The sequence below is a fragment of the Paenibacillus sp. FSL K6-1566 genome (assembly GCF_038050475.1).
In the GTDB taxonomy this organism is placed as follows: domain Bacteria; phylum Bacillota; class Bacilli; order Paenibacillales; family Paenibacillaceae; genus Paenibacillus_AQ; species Paenibacillus_AQ lactis.
This window is the reverse complement of record NZ_JBBOSR010000001.1, coordinates 3,531,194-3,550,243: the sequence shown is the minus strand read 5'-3', so window position 1 is coordinate 3,550,243 and position 19,050 is coordinate 3,531,194. Positions and strand designations below refer to the sequence as shown.

General features: G+C 46.4%; 17 protein-coding genes and 1 other annotated feature. Of the genes, 2 read left to right on the top strand and 15 right to left on the bottom strand.

Annotated elements, in window-relative coordinates; translation table 11 throughout:
* Nucleotides 1–53: 53 nt before the first annotated feature.
* Nucleotides 54–1,544 (top strand): family 43 glycosylhydrolase, encoded by a 1,491-nt coding sequence (locus NST08_RS15575; protein WP_028406862.1) that lies wholly within the window; start codon nt 54–56, stop codon nt 1,542–1,544.
* Nucleotides 1,545–1,637: 93 nt separating this feature from the next.
* Here the strand turns inward: NST08_RS15575 and NST08_RS15570 are convergent, their stop codons facing one another.
* The 3 genes from NST08_RS15570 to NST08_RS15560 all read right to left on the bottom strand — a co-directional run bounded on the left by NST08_RS15570 (nt 1,638) and on the right by NST08_RS15560 (nt 5,482).
* A complete protein-coding gene (locus tag NST08_RS15570; RefSeq protein ID WP_232239421.1) occupies nt 1,638–2,744 on the bottom strand; it encodes an alpha/beta fold hydrolase in 1,107 nt (368 codons plus the stop codon).
* Nucleotides 2,745–2,994: 250 nt separating this feature from the next.
* Entirely contained in the window at nt 2,995–4,662 is a 1,668-nt protein-coding gene (gene gltX, locus NST08_RS15565; RefSeq protein ID WP_341341950.1) for a glutamate--tRNA ligase, read from the bottom strand.
* Between the two features lie 45 nt (nt 4,663–4,707).
* Nucleotides 4,708–4,949: a binding site (T-box leader), on the bottom strand.
* Between the two features lie 80 nt (nt 4,950–5,029).
* Nucleotides 5,030–5,482: a hypothetical protein gene (locus NST08_RS15560; RefSeq protein WP_341341949.1), complete on the bottom strand. Its 453-nt coding sequence runs from the start codon at nt 5,480–5,482 to the stop codon at nt 5,030–5,032.
* 232 nt (nt 5,483–5,714) lie between these two features.
* Here NST08_RS15560 and NST08_RS15555 point away from each other — a divergent pair, with 232 nt between their 5' ends.
* Nucleotides 5,715–6,683 (top strand): bile acid:sodium symporter family protein, encoded by a 969-nt coding sequence (locus NST08_RS15555; RefSeq protein WP_341033309.1) that lies wholly within the window; start codon nt 5,715–5,717, stop codon nt 6,681–6,683.
* Nucleotides 6,684–6,788: 105 nt separating this feature from the next.
* Here the strand turns inward: NST08_RS15555 and NST08_RS15550 are convergent, their stop codons facing one another.
* The 12 genes from NST08_RS15550 to NST08_RS15495 all read right to left on the bottom strand — a co-directional run bounded on the left by NST08_RS15550 (nt 6,789) and on the right by NST08_RS15495 (nt 19,042).
* A complete protein-coding gene (locus NST08_RS15550) occupies nt 6,789–7,208 on the bottom strand; it encodes a hypothetical protein (protein ID WP_341033307.1) in 420 nt (139 codons plus the stop codon).
* 31 nt (nt 7,209–7,239) lie between these two features.
* Nucleotides 7,240–7,833, bottom strand: coding sequence for a hypothetical protein (locus NST08_RS15545; protein ID WP_341033305.1), 594 nt, complete (start codon nt 7,831–7,833; stop codon nt 7,240–7,242).
* A gap of 46 nt (nt 7,834–7,879) precedes the next feature.
* Nucleotides 7,880–8,509: a streptogramin A O-acetyltransferase Vat(I) gene (gene vat(I) / locus NST08_RS15540; RefSeq protein WP_341033304.1), complete on the bottom strand. Its 630-nt coding sequence runs from the start codon at nt 8,507–8,509 to the stop codon at nt 7,880–7,882.
* Between the two features lie 404 nt (nt 8,510–8,913).
* Nucleotides 8,914–9,201: a hypothetical protein gene (locus NST08_RS15535; protein WP_341033303.1), complete on the bottom strand. Its 288-nt coding sequence runs from the start codon at nt 9,199–9,201 to the stop codon at nt 8,914–8,916.
* Nucleotides 9,198–9,764 carry a copper amine oxidase N-terminal domain-containing protein gene (locus NST08_RS15530; protein WP_341033302.1) on the bottom strand — a complete coding sequence of 189 codons (567 nt, stop codon included), beginning with the start codon at nt 9,762–9,764 and terminating at the stop codon, nt 9,198–9,200. Before NST08_RS15530 ends, NST08_RS15535 begins: the two co-directional genes overlap by 4 nt.
* Nucleotides 9,765–10,050: 286 nt before the next feature.
* On the bottom strand, nt 10,051–10,524 hold the full coding sequence (tnpA, locus tag NST08_RS15525) for an IS200/IS605 family transposase (RefSeq protein WP_213613863.1): 474 nt from the start codon (nt 10,522–10,524) through the stop codon (nt 10,051–10,053).
* Nucleotides 10,525–10,753: 229 nt separating this feature from the next.
* Entirely contained in the window at nt 10,754–12,097 is a 1,344-nt protein-coding gene (locus NST08_RS15520; RefSeq protein WP_341341948.1) for an FAD-dependent oxidoreductase, read from the bottom strand.
* 192 nt (nt 12,098–12,289) lie between these two features.
* Complete coding sequence (locus tag NST08_RS15515; RefSeq protein WP_028405991.1) at nt 12,290–13,093, bottom strand: undecaprenyl-diphosphate phosphatase; 804 nt, start codon at nt 13,091–13,093, stop codon at nt 12,290–12,292.
* Nucleotides 13,094–13,211: 118 nt separating this feature from the next.
* Nucleotides 13,212–13,988, bottom strand: a complete 777-nt coding sequence (locus NST08_RS15510; RefSeq protein WP_341341947.1) for an NAD-dependent epimerase/dehydratase family protein — start codon at nt 13,986–13,988, stop codon at nt 13,212–13,214.
* Between the two features lie 181 nt (nt 13,989–14,169).
* A complete protein-coding gene (thrS, locus tag NST08_RS15505) occupies nt 14,170–16,077 on the bottom strand; it encodes a threonine--tRNA ligase (RefSeq protein WP_213615717.1) in 1,908 nt (635 codons plus the stop codon).
* 620 nt (nt 16,078–16,697) lie between these two features.
* Nucleotides 16,698–18,152, bottom strand: a complete 1,455-nt coding sequence (locus NST08_RS15500) for an Msr family ABC-F type ribosomal protection protein (protein ID WP_007128151.1) — start codon at nt 18,150–18,152, stop codon at nt 16,698–16,700.
* Between the two features lie 533 nt (nt 18,153–18,685).
* On the bottom strand, nt 18,686–19,042 hold the full coding sequence (locus tag NST08_RS15495; protein ID WP_232239373.1) for a hypothetical protein: 357 nt from the start codon (nt 19,040–19,042) through the stop codon (nt 18,686–18,688).
* Nucleotides 19,043–19,050 lie beyond the last annotated feature (8 nt).

Here is a 19,050-nt window from a genome sequence, read left to right as displayed (position 1 = left end):
CTGCTCATCCTGTTAGATTTATATACATGTGAATTTATGAAAGAGGTGCCCCAATGAAATACAATAACCCGGTCATCAAAGGCTTCTATCCTGACCCCAGTGTATGCAAAGTTGAAGATACATATTATCTAGTATGCAGTTCCTTTCAATACTTCCCCGGTGTTCCGATTTTCGAGAGCAAGGACCTGATCAACTGGAAGCAAATCGGTCATTGCCTAACCAGAGAGAGTCAAGTTCAGCTCGGCAAGGTAAGCAGTTCCGGCGGCGTCTTCGCCCCTACGATCCGGCATCACAACGGAAGATTCTATATGACCACGACCAACGACACTACACGTCAAAACTTCTATGTATGGACGGACGATATTTACGGTGAATGGTCCGAACCGATTCATGTAGATCAAGGGGGGATCGATCCCGATTTGTATTTTGAAGACGGAAAAGTGTTCTTTATGAGCAACGGGAAGGACGATAACGGGATTGGCGGAATCGTTCAGTGTGAAATTGATATTGAAACGGGCGACAAGCTGTCGCCGAGTCGTTCCATATGGCAAGGGACAGGCGGACTCTATTCGGAAAGCCCTCATATGTATAAAATAAACGGCCGGTATTACCTCATGGCGGCTGAAGGCGGCACAGAATACGGACATATGGTGACTTATGCACGGGCGGATTCGATCTCTGGCCCGTTCGAAGCCTATCCGAACAATCCCGTATTGACCAATCGCAATCTGGGTGGTTATGAGCTGCAGGGAGTTGGCCATGGCGATCTGATTCAAGATAACGACGGAAATTGGTGGATGCTCCACCTGGGTTTCCGTCAAATCGGCCAATGGCTTACCTATCATCATCTAGGCCGCGAAGTTTTCCTTACGCCGGTAACGTTTGGCGAGGATGGCTGGTTTACGGCAGGACATAACGGCACCGTCCTTACGAGTTTTGAAACCGATCGGATCTCCAGTCATGTCATCCAGCGGGAGAAAAAAACCTTTACGTTCGAGAACACGGATTGGAATCTGGACTGGTGCTTCCTGCGCCATCCCGCTGTTGAGAACTATCGGTTAGAAATCGATAAAGCACAGCTAAAAGGGACCGCAGTGAGTTTGGATGTGCCGGAGTCCCCGACTTTTATCGGCATTCGTCAAAGAGACTTCAACGCTGAAATCTCATGCGATGTGCAGCTTACAAGCGGAGAAGCCGGCATCACGCTCTATATGGATGAACATCATCATTACGATTTAGCCTTAAGTAAAGAGGATAACAATTATAAAGTGATCGAGCGGCTGAATATCGGTGATATTAAATCCATTGAATCTGAAGTAGAGCTGGGGAATGTCAACCATGCAACTTTGAAAATACGGGCAAGTCATGAGCGCTACAGCTTCTTCATTCACGCTAACGGCAAGGAGATACAATTAGGAACGGCGCAAACCAGATACCTTTCCTCTGAGGTTGCGGGAGGATTTACAGGCGTACTCATCGGTTTATATGCCTTTGGAGAAGGCTCCATGGCCGAATTTTCAAGGTTTACTTGCGATTATTTTTAAAAGCTCCACCTGATCGGTTTGTCTAGACAAATAGAGAGCCGGTTACTCAGGATTAACCTGGGTACCGGCTTTCATATTCATATTTACCATGGCTTATTCTATTTTCTTCAAAAAATCAACCATAATCGTTATAAATTCATCCGGCTTCTCAAAATGAATATCATGCCCGGATTTTATGGTGATCATCTCGCTCCCTTTTAGAAGGCGATGTACCTTTTCAGCATCCTCATCACTGTTAGCTGCATAAAGGACTCCATCTTCGCCATATTGTGTGGCTGCCTTAATATAAACAGAAGGAGCGTTTATTTTGGACAAGGTTTCCTCCTGATTAAATCCTTTAAACCAATCACCCGTATAAAAAGTTTCGGCAAAATCGAGGTCAAAATGATCTAAATAAAGGGTTCCATGTATCCATTTATAGGGGACGTACCACAATTTCAACGGCTCTCCAGGATGTGATTCCCGGTACTGCTTCGTACTCTTGGCAGTAAGCTTTCTTAAATCACCAAACTTTCCCCATAAATAACTGTTTTCCATATAGTACACGACATAATCATCTACGACGGATTGATTGTTAAAGTTATGTATGAGTTCAAAGCTATCAAGCCAGACAAATGTATCCTTCATTTCATGGGGCTCCACACTAAAAAATGGCGGGTCTTCCAAAACGATGCCTTGCACAACCTCCGGTGCATTAGCTGCAATCCATGCGGCTAAGATGCCCCCGGAAGAATGGCCTGATAGCACAGCCCGTTCACCAATGACATTTTCAATAAACCAAACAAAGTCCTTTCCCATAGCAGCAGCCGTATACTTTGAAGCATCATGACTGGAATCTCCATGCCCGTGACAGTCAATTGCATATACATGATAATACTGCGCGAGCTCCGGAAGCACTCTTGAATAATCCTCCCACTGCATGGACTGCCCGTGTATTAACAGAAGAGGAGGTCCATGAGCCGGTCCTTCCGCGTAATTTAATATCGTTCCATCATCAAGAGTCACTTGCTTTTCTACATAACCGGCACGAAATGTTTCCTTTAACGGTTTCTTATCATAGTTCATATTTTGATACGCATAAATACCAAGAGCTATTGCGGTGATAGCCGTAATGATCGCAATCACTAGTAAAATAATTTTCAGCACTCTAAATTTTGTCTTGGTTTTTTGAATTGAGCCTCTTATTTTACTATGTATCACTCTTCTGCTCCTCCAACGAACTTACTTTAGCTTGGCTTACATGTCCTATATAAATATCATAAATTTATCTTCACCAAGGCATTTCGCCAAACCTCATCACCAAAAGCCAGTAATCTATTTCGCATTATACTCTTCTCATTCGGATAATCTACCAACCATCCGTAACATCAAATGTCATTCCGAGTTAACATCCTGCCCGGCCTGACATCCCATCCCAAATGAAAATGACCGGCGGCTCGACCGGTCATTTTCATTTAAACTCCGATGACAACATAAATCTCTGCATTCGTGCAAGAACCCGATTCTCACCCATGACTTTCATCATTTCAAACAAATCAGGTGTATGGGTTCTATTGGTTAAAACGACCCTAATTACCATCGCGACATCACCAACATGCCCCTTGTACCGGTTAGGATCGCCTCTATATTGCTTCATGTCCTTTGCATATCCGAGTTCAGCAGCAAGCTCTTTCAAGGTTTCGAACCCATCCTTGTCATGATTAAACCTATGCGATTTGCTGAAACCTCGTACAATTTCTTCCGCAGCATCTATACTTATACTGGCAGGTAACTTATAGCCGCTCAAGACATCCTTTTCAAACCATTCGTCATAAAAGAAAGCAATTTTTAGCTTTACATCTGACCACTTGGCATAATCTTTTCTTGGCTTCTCGATGGTTCGACCCATGTTTAGAATTTGAACGGTGTATTCCTGGTTCTTCTCGATTAATGTGTATAGCTCGGGATCAAATTCCTTAGACCAAGTGGACAAATGGTCAAACATTTGTTTACCCGTAAGCTTTGAGATCATATCCTTGCTGATATCGCTAAGTTTATTCATGTCTAACAAGGCACCGCTGGCATTCATTTTGTCCGTATCGATTGAAAAGTCTCTAAATGAGGGATGCGGGTTCCCCTTCCTCCATTCTTCAAAGTCAGAATTAATGAGAGTCATAAAGTATTCGCTTATTGCAAATCCGGGGTATCCTTGTTCTTGGTAATACGCAGCGGTACCATCAAGATCCTTACGTTTACTGAACTTCCGTTTAGAAGCTCCGACTTGCTTCATGATTGGAGCAATATGTCCATATTCCGGTGCTCTAAATCCCAGGGTTTCAAACAGCTGAATGTGGACAGGGACTGAGGAAAGCCATTCATCGCCCCGAATGACATGGGTTGTACCCATCAGATAATCATCGATGGCATGAGCAAAGTGATAGGTTGGTAAACCATCCGTTTTCATGATCACAATATCCTGCTCATTTTCGGGTAACTCTATCGGGCCTTTCACCAAATCATTGTACATGATCCTCCTGTCTAGTGAACCTGAAGATCGAAGCCGGAGCACAAACGATTTGCCCTTTACAATCTCCTCTTTGGCTTGCTCACAAGTGAGATCCCGATGTTTAGCCCAGCTGCCATAATATCCTGTTGTTATTTTTAACTTTTGCTGGGTTATTCTTATCTTTTGTAAATCACCCGGATCACAGAAGCAAGGATAAGCCAATCCATGCCGTACCAAGTGCTTCATAAATACCTTGTAAATTTGGATACGCTCGCTCTGTTTATAAGGTCCGTATGCCCCTTGATCGACACCTGAAAGATCAGGTCCCTCATCAAAATGAATCCCGAAGGATAACAATGAATGGATCATGTCTTCCACGCTGCCCTGTACTTCTCGTTTCTTATCGGTGTCTTCGATCCGCAGGATAAAAACTCCATTGCTTTGGTGAGCTAATCGTTCCGATATGAGAGCTGCGTAAAGCCCGCCAATATTCAATGAACCCGTTGGGCTCGGTGCAAAACGCGTCACCATAGCCGATGCAGACAGATTTCTCAGCGGATATAGGGAGTCCATATCTGTTGGTAACTGCTTGACATCCGGAAACAACAGTTCTGCCATATTCTCATTTGACATCTTTTATCCCCCTCATGGTTCAATAAAAAAAAGCCCCTCATCCTGTTAAAGGACGAAAGGCTTTGCTTCCGCGTTACCACCTAAATTGGTTATACACCCGCTCATTATGCAGCAATCCATGATGTTGCCGCATATTTCGTTAACGGGAAATCCCCGATAGACCTACTCCCGTTATTTTCGGTCTACTGCTCCAAGGCTTCCTTCATTAAGCTCGAATACCCATTCTCACCGGCATGGGCTCTCTAAGATTCGAGGGATTAACTACTCTTCCTCTTCCCTGCATTTTACAATATGTGGATGTCATTGCTAATACAATAATTTATGATGACCACGTTGTCAAGAATCGATTCGAATCTGTGACCGTTAACTATGCACCTGCGAAGGAACTGAAGTATTTATTCGCTGACGGCCGATACATAAAGATTAATGCAGCAATTACAGAGGCCAAATGAACGATTCGACTTATTCCAAACAAAGTGGAGGATACCGTCATCCCCGTTAAGGCCGTATCCAGCGAATTTCCTTCCATTAACCATTGGATTGGGTCCATTAATAAGCTAACCGTTCCAATCCCCCCTAGAAGAATGGTTAAGACGATCCGGGCCCACTGTTTTCCTCGTTGCATTTTAACAATAACATATATGAGTGCGGCAAAAATAAGGCTTCTGATTCCCACTTGAATCATAATGCCCATCCCGGCTTCTGATCCGCTTGATAGCATTTGAGTGACAGCTATAGCCATCTCAAATACCCCCGCTCCAACTGCAACAAGCCACAACAAATAAGACTTTTTAATATCAGATGGAATCCTCTTATTCATCAATACACATTCCTTCCCTTTGGTTGTTATCGTTATGTTACTTGAATGAGGGTTTACTGCAAAACCGCCTCAAGACGGATTGAGAACTCAATCTACAGCATCATATTACGATCATGAATGAGATTAGCGGAGGAAAGGAAGTCGAATGTGTATCGTTTCCCATAAATACGAACGCCTGACTCTATTAAAGATGTATAATAGAACATCATATGGTAAAAGGATGTCTACTTCTATGCTACAGGTTCTGAATCAACACTTGAATCGGATTATGCCCCTGATTACACCCTCGAGCATTCTGCTTGGCGTGCTCTGCGGTAGCTGGCTCTCTCCTTATACCTTTCTGTCTCCGTGGCTGTTTGCTTTTATGACGTTTTCAGGCAGTATCAGCCTCAGCTTCCGGGATTTAGTCGGAGTTCTTCGCAAGCCGCTTCCTCTCTTTGTATGTCTGTTCATCTTGCATCTTGCCATGCCTCTTGTTGCTCTGGGACTCGGCCATATCGTTTATCCGACAGATGCATATACCATTACAGGAATGGTGCTGGCTGCCGCGATCCCCACGGGGATATCGAGCTTCGTCTGGGTGTCGATCTATCGCGGCAACATCGCGCTTACGCTGAGCATCATTCTGATTGATACACTGCTTGCGCCCTTTATCGTTCCGGGAATCATGTCACTTCTGCTCGGTACGAGCATTCATCTGGATTCGGCAGCCATGATGGGCAGCTTGTTCTGGATGATCGTGGTTCCCTCCCTCCTCGGCATGCTATTGAATGAATGGACCAAAGGTGCCATCGCACCGGTTTGGGGACCCAGGCTGAATCCCATCTCAAAGCTGTTCATGGCTATTGTGGTAGCCATAAACGGCTCCGTTGTTGCCCCTTATTTAAAGAATATTGACTGGCCCCTTGTCTTAATGGCCCTTGTCATTATTCTGCTAGCCGCCACAGGGTATCTGTTGTGTTATCTGAGCTCCCGCTTGCTGAGATGGAATAAAGTTGATCAGGTAGCTCTCATGTTCAACGGAGGGATGCGAAATATTAGCGCAGGAGCCGTACTGGCTGTTACCTATTTCCCTCCCCCAGTTGCAGTTCCGGTCATCTTTGGGATGATTTTTCAGCAAATGATGGCTTCGATGATTGGCTATCTGATTGGTCGCCGCTTGGAGCAGCGGCAAGGTTCCAATAAAGCGAATGCAGCTTAGGCGAACGGGTCGGACTCAGACCTAAGACATGAATCAAACCCTGTTCACATAAAATGATTCGAATTCAGCAACCGAGTCGAACTGATTCAAAGCCACACCTTCTATTCAAAGGTGATTCTCTAATTGTTCGATCATCTGCAGGACAGCTATTCGCAATGGTTCGAAATCTTTGGGATCCAGAAGCGCTGTGAGATCCTGATAGCCGAAGCGATGGTAAATTTTCCGATATTCGCCCAATTCGAACATACCCGGCCAGCGTCCTGTTTCGGCTGCGTACAACATGCGTGCCAAGCTATCCTGTATACTTGCAGCAACGAAAAATGCGGTTTCATAGTGGCCTTTTTCGCAAGCGGTAAGGAGTTTGTTAAGCATTTCTTTCTCCTCTTCGTAGTATCCCTTCATCCAAGCTTGGTATGAACGCAATCCTTTGAGTTTATTTCTTCGTTCTGTAATGAGATAAAGCGTGTCTAAAGTCAGTTTCTCGCAAGCAGACTTGATTTCCTCTATTGATTGGCTGAACATCATTGTATCAAGGTAGAGATCCAGTTCGTCTGGCTTAATTAGGAGGTCTCTGACTTGCTCGCGATAATGGCCCCACATGCGTGTATAGTAAGTTTTGGTTTAACAATGCAAGAGCTTTAAAAATGTTAGCGGCAATTTCATGTGCCAATATCCGACTAAAGGATAAATCCATGGCTTCACCGGCAAGCTGGAACTTCACAAGGCCAGTAAAACAATCACGCACGACACCCTCAGCCCTGTTAATGAATGTTAATGTGTTGGACGGCTCCCGCATAGAGGATATCGTCCTGCGCAGTTTCATGAACCTCGCAAGGTCTTCTTCTGAACGCACATACAATAGTTTACAATCCGCGATAATGGTCGTGCTCCAGTCTTCAGAGGTTGACATTCTTTCAGCACGATCCCATCCGATCGGCCAGAAATCAAAACTAATCCCGTCGATGATAAACTGTAATTCTACTTGTTTTCCTCTAGGTGTGGCCGGAATGAAGAAAAAGTCTAAATCCGACCGCTCTGTCGCCCTTCCCTGCAAATAGGATCCGTAATATCCGACAATCGCAACATCCTGCGGGTAATGGGTATTAATATGCTTGACGATGATATCGGCTACGGCAAAAACATCAACCATCTAATAACCTCCTTGTGTATCGTGTCCCCCAATCCAATCATGAAGCCTACCGTCTCATTTTTCTGAGCAAATCCATATCACCGCTTACAATCGCGCCTATATATTGATTGATGACCTCGATGTCGCAATCCCACCACTTGATCTCTAATAACTCTTGAATGACTTCGGTGGAATACCGCTTGCGAATTTCCCTTGCAGGATTCCCTCCAACGATCGTATAAGGCTCCACATCCTTTACAACGACAGCTTCTGCGGCAATGATAGCCCCGTCGCCGATCCGTACACCCGGCATGATCGTTGCCCGCCTTCCGATCCATACGTCATTTCCAATGACCGTATCTCCCTTGATCGGCAATTGATCTAAAGATGGAGTGAATGTCTCCCAACCGTTTCCGAAGATGTTAAATGGAAAGGTTGAACCATCCATCCGATGGTTTCCTCCATCCATCATAAATCGGGCTTCAGAAGCGATTGAGCAAAACTTGCCAATTATTAATTTCGTTCCAATGAACTCGTAATGGTACAATACTTGATCCTCGAAGGATTCACCGTTTAACGCATAGTAATAGGAATAATCCCCTGCGGTAATATTCGGTTTGGTAATCGTGTTCTTAATAAACTGGAGATTCTTATCCCCGGGTATTGGATATCTCTCATTTGGATTCGGTCCTGTCATGGTTACATCTTCCCTTCTCTTGTCAATTGATCCGGCTGGAACGCTAATATCTTTCACATCATAATCGGCCGCACAACAAAAAGCCCCCTTTCCGGTCATCGGATAGGAGGCACATATACAAACAAAAAGACGTCCTGCAAGCCAAAACAAGCAGTCGCTCTTTATGGTTATATAAAAAAGCCCGCACGAATCCTATCCCGAAAACCTGAAAACATAGTTTCCTTTGGTGGATAGGATTAGTAAATCATCGGCTTGTGGTCACCCTTTCTTTACTGAATAAGATAAATTTACCATACCCCTAAAGGTGAAATCAACTCCCTTTTTACCAATTGCGTTCCCCAGTCGTTAAACAATCGAGAAACCCAGATACCCTTGACTTACCTTACACAAGTTCGCTGTACCGTTTATCGGGCAAACACGTTCAGCACATTGCCGCTTTCATCTTCGATCATACGGATATTGTGATCATCAATGAGTTGAATGGTACCGTCCGGCTTTAAGGTTTCATGCCTCTCCAATAATCCATGGGCAATGGATTTACGAATCAATCCTTGATTTTTAAATATTAGCGTATACAGATCATATTCTTTGGTCTCTCGATTCGTGTATTCAATCGTTACAATAAGCAGACCCTTAGGAGTCCAATTGAAGTTTTGGGTAAGATTATGCGTATTCGCATTAATGTCTTTCATCCTAGCGGAATTATAGTTTTTTGATCCGTGTACGCATTCGTAATTTCCAGATCTCCTTTTGCTGCCCGAATCGTATAGCTGTATCCCATCTTGCCGCCGCCATAGAAGATATCCGCGTAATTATTGAGGCCCGTCACGGTTACTTTTCCCGTCTTGGCGTCCCGATTGGTCACTTCCCCATCCAAAGCTGCCGCGAGGAACCGAATCGGTACATAAAGGTGACTCATATACCGTACAGGTTCTCTGCCCATATCCACTTTACGACCATCGACTTCAGCAATGCTGCTTCCCATACGTATAGCAATGCGTTTTTGATCCGACTTGAGCACCACCGTATTGTCTGCATCCATCCCCGAATACAGATGTGCCATGCTGCCCAGCGAGTAAAAGCTTCCGTAAGTCACTCCGTCCTTTTGAAGCGTCTGAATACGCGAGGTACGACCATCTTCCCATTGCAGCTCCAGCACAACGTACTTGGAGGCAGCATGAGATTCTTGAGCTCCCATAGGCAAAAGCACGGAGATAAGAAATATAGCGGCAGCTGCATGTTTCCAGTGCTTCATCTTCACAGTGATCTCTCCCACTAATTGTATTTTTTATGGCTATAATAGAAACGCTTTTAGGTTCATAAAAGTTGCTTGCATAACAAACGCCTCAATTGAAATAGAAGGTCAACCCGGATCGCAAACGCTATTGTCCGAGAAATAAATCAGAACCACCCGTCAAACGGGTGGTTTGCTCTTGGGGTATAACCCCTTGTTGCCAAACTGCGCCTAAAGACGCTAGCCTGACAATAAAATTGTTCAGGCTCAGTGTAATTTGTCACTTTCACTTACCAGTTAAACTGGTTTACTTCTTCTTGCTACTGTTTTTGCTGAATGGGTCTTCATACTCTTTCACACTCAGTTTATCAATTGCCTGGTCGTGTGCTTCTTGCTCACGGATATATTTTGCCACGGTGGCTTCATTCAAGCCCACTGTGCTGACGTAGTATCCCTCCGCCCAAAATTTTCGATTGCCATATTTATACTTCAAGGTAGCATGCTTCTCGAATATCATGAGTGAGCTTTTCCCCTTCAGGTATCCCATAAATGATGATACTGAGATTTTGGGGGGAATTGCTACCAACATATGTACATGATCGGGCATCATGTGGCCTTCGATTATCTCCACTCCCTTGTATTTGCATAATCGTTTGAAAATTTCGATTAAGTCTTTCCTCACTTGATTATAAATCTCTTTCCGTCTATACTTCGGGGTGAACACAATGTGGTACTTGCACATCCACTTCGTGTGAGCTAAACTATAGCTCTTGTTTGCCATCTAAGACCATTCCTTTCATTATTGAGCCTGAACATCTCAATTTTATCGGAATGGTCTTGTTGGTCAAACCCTCGATCCCTCCACCCGCATAGCGGGTGGTTTTTTGTTTCGCACGCTTCGCGAGCTCAACTGGCTAAAGCCATAACGAAAAAACGCAGCACTCCTGCTGCGTTTCATCGAAAATATGAAGTTAGGAGCATCGTTGTATATCGCTTGGATCTGACTACCGTCAAAGCCCCAGTTCCGCTTCGCCCGCAAGAAGTGCCGCCTGCAAGCGATCAATGGGCACATCCGCAGTGCGGCAATCGATACGAGCCGCCAGAGCCGCCGCCGCGCCCGCCGCTTCGCCTATGGCCATGCAGCTAGGGGTCAGACGCGTCGTTGCTTGCGCTTCATGCGTAGTCGAAATACAACGCCCGGCAAGCAGCAGATTATCCACATCTCGTGGAACGATGCTGCGGTAAGGAATGTCATACGCACCGCCTTCACGGATGAAGTTAGCCGTAACGCCCATCCCTTCCGGGTTGTGGATATCGATCGGATATCCGCTTCTCGCAATGACATCAGGGAACCGCCGCCCATCCAACACATCCATGCCGTTCAGCACATATTCGCCAAGGATTCGTCTTGTCTCCCTGATGCCGATCTGAGTGCCGACTGCGCTGATAACGGCGTTCTTAAACCCCGCGATATGTTCCCGGAAAAACCGTTCGAGCAGGAGCACCTGTTTCCTGCCTTCAATCTCTGCAGAAGTAAGATGTTCCGCATCCGTCGGATCCAATCCCGAGACGCGCGATACGTTAATCAACACTTCATCCGGACCCGGTCCGGTAAAGAATAGCACGCCATCCCTAGGAATCGGCAATCCCGCCTCTTCCCATTCTTTGTAGAATCCCATCACACCTGTCAGCGGGAGCTGATCCAATTCGGAGATTAACGACTTTTCATAGAACTGTTCCGGATTGCGCTGCATGTATGCCTTCACGGCATCGAGATTAACTCCGCGCATGCGAAATTTCATTGTCATCGGCTGCACTTTCCGGTTCTGATTCCCCTGCTCCCAAGCCGCACCGGCGGCAAAGGCAACATCTCCATCGCCCGTCGCGTCAACGAATACTTTGGCTGCGATTCGCCTGCGACCGCTTTTATTCTGAACGGTTACCTCCGTAATGCGCTGGTCTTGTACTTCAACATCCGTAACAAATGAATGCAGCAGCAAGTGCGCTCCGGCTTCTTGCAGCATGTCAAAGGCCAGTACTTTATACACTTCCGGATGATATGGGGTTAACGAATATACAAAACCGACCGTATCCCGCAAATGTCCCGGAGATGCGCCGAGCAGCATCAATCGGTCCACTATTTCTTGCGCGACGCCCTTAATGACCTGTTCTCCGACAGCCGTGTGAAACGTCATCCAAGGGTAAACCAATGCCACGGTAGACATTCCCCCAAGAAAGCCGTAACGTTCGATAAGAATCGTACGCGCTCCGTTCCGGGCCGCGCTGATTGCTGCAGCGATGCCGGCCGGTCCTCCTCCGAGAACTGCGACATCAAAGCGTTCACTCTGTTGCAACCTGATCCCAACCTCTCTTGTACAACTTGTGACGAGCCTGATGGGCTAACGATTCTCTTCTCTTCCTATTGTTAGTCCATCGATGAATTGATATTGCTGATTTTTGTTTATTCTTCATATTCGATAAAGCAATCCTCAATCCTATCTGAAAACCAAATATTAATAAAGAAAAAAAGAGCGGAACAATCCCGCTCAAAGTATGATGATAAAATAGAAGATCGCTGCCAAGACGAAACGATATAGAGCAAACCATTCCAAACGAAGCCGTTTAATCAGTTTGATAAACGTCACGACTGCAATCATTGCCACAAGAAAGGATGTCACAAAGCCAATCAACATCAGGACCAAATCGTCTGAGCTTAGCAAATCCCGACTATCGTATAAATCCAGTAAGGTTGCGCCAAACATAACCGGCACGGAAATGAGGAACGTAAAATCTGCGGCGGCTTTCTGGCTGGTGCCAAGCAAAAGACCGCCTGAAATCGTCGAGCCCGATCTCGAGAACCCCGGCCACAATGCCAAACACTGGAACAGGCCGATCCCGAAGGCTTGTTTATAATTTATCCGATCCATCGTATCGGCGGTTTCGGTTCTCCTGCTCCGTGCAGCAATGATCATCAACACGGCTCCGGCCACTAAACCGATCAAGACAGGGGTTGGGCCGAACAAATGGCTTTTTATCGTGTCCTTGAGCAGGAGATATACGATTAGTGCCGGTAACATTGCCAAAATCATATGTATGACATTTAGTCCTCGACTACTAGAAAAATCCATTCGAATCAGATTAGTCCCAATCGCCAAATATCTCTTCCAATAAAGGATGAGAACGGCCATGACCGCACCCAGCTGTATAACGATTTTAAAAGTTATGGCAGCGTCTCCCTCAAAGTTTAGCAAGCTGCCAGCTAAAATCAGATGTCCAGTAGACGATACCGGTAAAAATTCGGTTAAGCCCTCTATAATGCCGAGTATGATTGCTTTAACTACATCACTCATTAATGGATATCCCCCTTCGGAAATCTAACATTTCCAGTATAAGGGGGACATCCAACGTTTCCCATCGATTCATATAACAAAATTCCATTTCGAGTGACAACATTGTCACATAGCTCATTTACGCTTGCTGTCCACCCTGATAGATCGTTTCATCCTGACGCACGTTCCGTCCTGCTGCCTTGGCCAGCTCAAGCAGCTTTGTCGCATCATCCTCAGGTTTGTATCCGATCAGTTCCTCCAGATAATCGATGTTGTAGTAGTTATCACTGTTGGCTGAGGTGCCGTACAGATTCAAATATTTCAGCTCGTCATCTGCTTCAATACAACAAACGATCAATGAAAGCATATCACGCTCCGATATCCAGATATGACCCGCACGCTCAGAATGAGGACGATCATCCCCAGGAAAGTTGCCAATACGAATATTGAACGAGGAGATCTTGCCTTGATCCGAGTAAAGCCTGCCCAGCAGTTCAATATAACATTTGCTGAGACCATAAAAGCTATCCGGACGGTATGGATCATGGGGACCAACCTTCTCGTCAGTCCTGTAATATCCGGTTGCGTGATTGGAGCTGGCAAATATCATACGACGCACGCCGTTTTGTACCGCCGCCTCGAATAATTTGTAGGCACCGCTCACATTCCCCGCCAAGACCTTGCCGAGAAAATCCCCGTCGTCCTTGATCCAGGCAAAATGAATCACCGTGTCAATCCCCTGCGTTAGCTCTGCCAGCCGGGCTTCGTCACCGATGTCCATTTGTACAATGCCCAGCTTCTCGTCCGCTTGTATATCAGCTCCGACAACGTCATACCGATTGTCTTGCTGCAGTCCCTTGAATACGACGCTTCCGATAGTACCTGCCGCACCCGTGATTAACAGTTTGCGTTTCATCTCCTCTAACCCCTCTCTCGCTTCATCCTCACCTGATTGCTGTCCTGTTAGTTATTACCCGCGTGGAAAAGGATGTATACGGAAATTTCGGGAGCTGTTGATTCCGTACCATTTCGCTAGACGAAATGCCGTCCGGGATGATGAGAGTGGACTAAGCAGAACCATTGCCGAACCATCGCTATCACTTTTTCTCGCGGATCTCGTTCAAAATTTGATCCATGAAATCCTCCACTTGCTTAACGCCAAGGTCTCCTTCGCCGCGTTTCCTGACAGCGACGGCTCCGGAGGCAACTTCGTTTTCTCCGAGTACGAGCGTGAAAGGAACCTTCTGCAGCTGTGCTTCCCTGATTTTATAGCCTAATTTTTCGTTGCGCCCATCCACTTCTGCCCGAATCCCCGCATCCCTCAGCGCTTCCTTTACTTGAAGGGCATAATTGAGTTGGTGATCCGATACCGGCAAGAGTTTGACCTGAACCGGGGCGAGCCAGAGCGGAAACGCGCCGCTATAATGCTCTGTCAAAATGCCGACAAACCGGTCGACCGAGCCGTAGATCGCGCGATGAATCACTACCGGCCGATATTTCCGGTTATCTTCCCCGATGTACGAAAGATCAAATTTCTCCGGCATTTGAAAATCAAGCTGGATCGTTCCGCACTGCCAGCTTCGTTTTAAGGCATCAAGAATGTGAAAATCAATTTTGGGCCCGTAAAATGCGCCATCCCCTTCATTCAATCGGTAAACGATCCCCATGCGATCCAAGACGTTTCGAAGTGCCGATTCTGCCTGGTTCCACAATTCCTCGGAGCCCATTGATTGTTCAGGCCGGGTCGACAGCTCGATTGTGTATTCAAAACCAAACACCTGATAAATCCGGTCGATCAACCCGATAACTCGGCCGATTTCATCCTCGATCTGATCGGGTCTGACGAAGATGTGCGCATCATCCTGACAGAATGTGCGAACTCGCATCATCCCGTTCAAGGCACCCGAAAACTCGTGACGGTGTACTTGGCCGAATTCGGATATTCGAATCGGAAGCTCTCGATAGGAATGCAGGCTGTTTTTAAAAATCAGCATATGTCCAGGACAATTCATGGGCTTCAGCGCAAATTTTGTTTCGTCGACCTCGGTAAAGTACATGTTTTCATGGTAATGATCCCAGTGGCCGGATTGCTCCCACAGCTTCTGGTTCATCATGAACGGAGTGCGGACTTCTTCGTAATCCTGCTTCCTCTGTTCTTCACGCGAGAAATGTTCAAGTTCATTACGGATAATCATTCCCTTAGGCAAATAAAAAGGCATGCCGGGCGCTTCTTCGGAAAACATAAACAATCCGAGCTCTTTGCCCAGCTTCCGGTGATCGCGCTTCCTGGCTTCTTCGAGCATTTGCAAATGTTCATCCAGCTGAGCCTTTTTGGGAAACGCCGTTCCGTAAATCCGCTGAAGCATTGGATTGTTTGAATCCCCACGCCAATATGCTCCGGCAACGCTCATTAATTTAAATGCTTTGATTCGTCCTGTAGACGGCAAATGCGGTCCGCGGCAAAGGTCGAAAAACTCGCCCTGATCATAAATCGAAATAACCGCATCCTTGGGCAGATCATGAATCAGCTCCAGCTTTAACGGATCTTCGCTGAAAATCTGTACCGCTTCTTCACGACTGACAACTCGGCGAACAATGGGAAGATCCTCTTGCACGATCCGCTCCATTTCCTTCTCGATGGAAGAAAGGTCGTCGGTTGTTAATGCTTTTCCGAGGTCGATGTCGTAGTAAAAGCCATCGTCGATGACAGGTCCTATTCCCAGGTTGACTGCTTGATTCCCGTATATGCGTTTGATGGCCTGCGCCATTACGTGTGCCGTGCTGTGTCTGAGGATTTCGAGTCCATCCTTACTGTCAAGCGTAATGATTTCGACCTGACAGTCCTCCTTCATCATCCAGTTTAAATCGACCGGTGCGCCATTGATTTTTCCCGCTACCGCATGTTTCATCAAGCTTGCACCAATGGACTTCGCGACTTGTTCAATTGTCGTGCCCCGATCATATTCCCGTATATCCCCATCGGGCAGCATTACTTTCAATTTCATGAGAAATCCTCCACTCCATATCGATATTTTTGAACGCAAAAAGGCGCACTTGTCCGCAAGGGACGAGCGCGCTCGTGGTTCCACCCTAAATTTGACCCGCCGTAATCGCGAATCCTCATTGGATCCTGTAACGGGAATACCCGGCGAAGTATACTCTCAAGGATAAACCTTGATTTCCATATCGCAGCTGCAAGGTGGTAAATCCTTAGGGGTGCCGAAGAGGATTTCAGCCCATGTCCTCTTTCTCTGAACGGCCCTTGGTTAAGGATTCATGTCCTTGGTCATCGCTATTCTTTCTTTCGTTTTCAATCTCACGCAAAAAAGCGCACTGATCCCGCAAAGGGACGAGTGCGCTCGTGGTTCCACCCTAATTCGACCCGCTTATAAAGCGAATCCTCATTGGATTCTGTAACGGGAACACCCGGCGAAGTTTACACTCAAGGATCATCCTTGATTTCAACATCGCAGCTACAAGGTGGTAAATCCTTAGGGGTGCCGAAGAGGATTTCAGCCCATGTCCTCTTTCTCTGAACGGCCCTTGGTTAAGGATTCATGTCCTTGATTACAGCTTTTATGTTTTTACATGGTACTTGAAATATTTGCCGGCGTCAAGCTGGAAGTTACTCCAATCGAACAAGCCCGCCATCCTTCACTTCATACACCTGATCGGCGACGCCTTCGAGCAGGCGAACATCGTGGGATATAAATAGGATGGTGCCTGTGTAATTTCGCATCATCGTCTCAAGCGCTTCCACGGCTGGAACGTCCAGAAAATTGCTTGGTTCATCCATAAGCAGGATGTTATAGCGCCCAAGCAGCAATTTGGCCAGCTGGAGCTTGATGATTTCGCCCCCGCTTAATACTGACAGCTCTTTGCGAACATCCTGCTGCGTGAACCCCATGGACGCGAGTACCGCTCGAATGTCCGAAACCGGGTATTCACAGTTTTCCTGCATGAATGCCATGACGTTCTGATTCCGATCGAACTTGTAACCGGTTTGGACAAAGCAGCCGATTTCCGCCTTGGGCGATAATGCAATACCGCTCTCCCGATTGCGGATCATGTTGAACAACGTCGTTTTTCCTGCTCCATTTGCGCCCGTGATTGCAATTTTTCCTCCAAGCGGGAATTGGAAGGACATATTGTCGAAGATCACCTTATCACCGAATCGTTTGCAGATATCCTGCCCTGCAATCGGAAATGGATTGTGGAGCTCCAGCGCTTTGCTCTGTCGGAACTGGACATTTCGCATGGCCTCGGGGGCGGTAACTTCGCCAAGCGCTTTGATTCTCCGTTCCGTATTTTTGACTGCGTTATGGAGCTTTTTTTGTTTGCTCCCTTGGGACTTTTGATGGCCGAGGCGTCCGCCGCTTTCCGATCTGATTTTGCTGTTCGTTCCCTTTGAATCAAGCTTCCGAGCCTGATTTTTCTTCTCGATGATAACCTGCTCCAGTCGCTCCCGCTCTGCCACGTATTGTTTATATCGGGTTACTTGGCTTTGTCGTTCCTCTTCCTTCTGAACCAAGTAATCGGTATATCCTCCCCAATATTCGGTGATCTTTCCGTCTCTCAGCTCCCAGACCTTATCGACAACCTGGTCCAGGAAATAACGATCGTGACTGATGATGAGCAGAGCTCCGGAATAATGTTTAAGCTGGTTAACGAGGAAGTCGATGCCGCCGCGATCCAGATGAGATGTCGGCTCGTCGGCAAATATGCCGTGCGCTTCGCCCGACAGTGCCTGTGCAATTTTTAGTCGTGTTTCTTCCCCGCCGCTCATGGTCTCGGCTTGCACTTGGTTGATGCCTAATCTGCCAACGATGGCGTAATCCTGCACATCTTGGACGACTACCTCATCCAATTGGGGGAGATAGGTAAACGTTCCTTCCCTTGCAATCTTGCCGTGCTGTACAGGCATTTTGCCTAGCAACGCTTTGAGCAGTGTACTTTTTCCAGCTCCGTTGGCACCAACCAGACCGATTCGATCAAACTCATATAACTCCAAATGGTCGATATCGAGCACAGTGCGTCCCAGATATTCCACATAAAGATCCGTTGCTTTTATCAACAACATTTAAATACCTCCTTCGAAAATCGCAGTTTCCGTCGTTTCGTTCGCAGGTTGGACCTGCGATTTGCAATGAGAGGATTATATAAAGAAGAACCAGTGTATCCTATGCATCCTCATGCCTCCTTTTCATATCAATGACTTTGACGTTACATTGCCAGCAGGAGAGCAATAAAAAATGCAGATTCAAGTCCACGTGTGGGCTTGAATCTGCATGGGTTACGTGCCAGAACAGAGCGAAATAAGGCACAGCAAATATGCCGTCCAGGTCGCAATCAATGTCCTCATACGTAAAAATAAGCAGCTCAAAAAAAGCCCACACGAGTGGAAATCCGCTTCTTTATCGCATACTTACCATAAACGCATGGAGTGAACCATTGATCGCAATCCTCCTCTTCTTTAATAGCCGTATCTTAACATCATCGGCTTCAACCGTCAATTGATACGCTTCCTGATATACAGTTAGTTTACATGTCCGCATGATCTAACCCTAACGGTTTAACTGCAAGAACGCATTCTCTTCCCCGCTGGAATCACCTTCAAATCGCCTCCGCCCTAATCAATTCCAGCCAATGTTCAAGCGTTTCTTTAATCTCAAAGCGATTTCTAGACCGCATTTCCTTTAATGTATCCCAGTTATCATTTACGACCACCAACAGATATTCTCCGCTGGCACTCGAATCTGGTGACCAACCTAAGTCGATAATCAATCTCTCCTGCCCGCTTTTGGGCACGATCCATTCACCTTTCTCCAGCCTCATCTGAATGATTTGCAGCAGATCCTCGGTGAAATAGTGCCAGTTCTTGATAAATCCATCTGCATCGGGCTCAGGTTCAACATCATAGAACTTATTGTAGCAAACGGCAAAACCTGCCGGAATTCGAAGCTCCATCATTTCCAATG

Bases quoted from the DNA above. Each gene is read 5' to 3' on its own strand.
- NST08_RS15575 (WP_028406862.1), top strand. From the start codon at position 54: ATGAAATACAATAACCCGGTCATCAAAGGCTTCTATCCTGACCCCAGT.
- gltX (WP_341341950.1), bottom strand. From the start codon at position 4,662: ATGTCAAATGAGAATATGGCAGAACTGTTGTTTCCGGATGTCAAGCAG.
- NST08_RS15560 (WP_341341949.1), bottom strand. From the start codon at position 5,482: ATGAATAAGAGGATTCCATCTGATATTAAAAAGTCTTATTTGTTGTGG.
- NST08_RS15555 (WP_341033309.1), top strand. From the start codon at position 5,715: ATGCTACAGGTTCTGAATCAACACTTGAATCGGATTATGCCCCTGATT.
- NST08_RS15550 (WP_341033307.1), bottom strand. From the start codon at position 7,208: ATGATGTTCAGCCAATCAATAGAGGAAATCAAGTCTGCTTGCGAGAAA.
- NST08_RS15545 (WP_341033305.1), bottom strand. From the start codon at position 7,833: ATGGTTGATGTTTTTGCCGTAGCCGATATCATCGTCAAGCATATTAAT.
- NST08_RS15535 (WP_341033303.1), bottom strand. From the start codon at position 9,201: ATGAAAGACATTAATGCGAATACGCATAATCTTACCCAAAACTTCAAT.
- NST08_RS15530 (WP_341033302.1), bottom strand. From the start codon at position 9,764: ATGAAGCACTGGAAACATGCAGCTGCCGCTATATTTCTTATCTCCGTG.
- tnpA (WP_213613863.1), bottom strand. From the start codon at position 10,524: ATGGCAAACAAGAGCTATAGTTTAGCTCACACGAAGTGGATGTGCAAG.
- NST08_RS15515 (WP_028405991.1), bottom strand. From the start codon at position 13,093: ATGAGTGATGTAGTTAAAGCAATCATACTCGGCATTATAGAGGGCTTA.
- NST08_RS15510 (WP_341341947.1), bottom strand. From the start codon at position 13,988: ATGAAACGCAAACTGTTAATCACGGGTGCGGCAGGTACTATCGGAAGC.
- thrS (WP_213615717.1), bottom strand. From the start codon at position 16,077: ATGAAATTGAAAGTAATGCTGCCCGATGGGGATATACGGGAATATGAT.
- NST08_RS15500 (WP_007128151.1), bottom strand. From the start codon at position 18,152: ATGTTGTTGATAAAAGCAACGGATCTTTATGTGGAATATCTGGGACGC.
- NST08_RS15495 (WP_232239373.1), bottom strand. From the start codon at position 19,042: ATGATGGAGCTTCGAATTCCGGCAGGTTTTGCCGTTTGCTACAATAAG.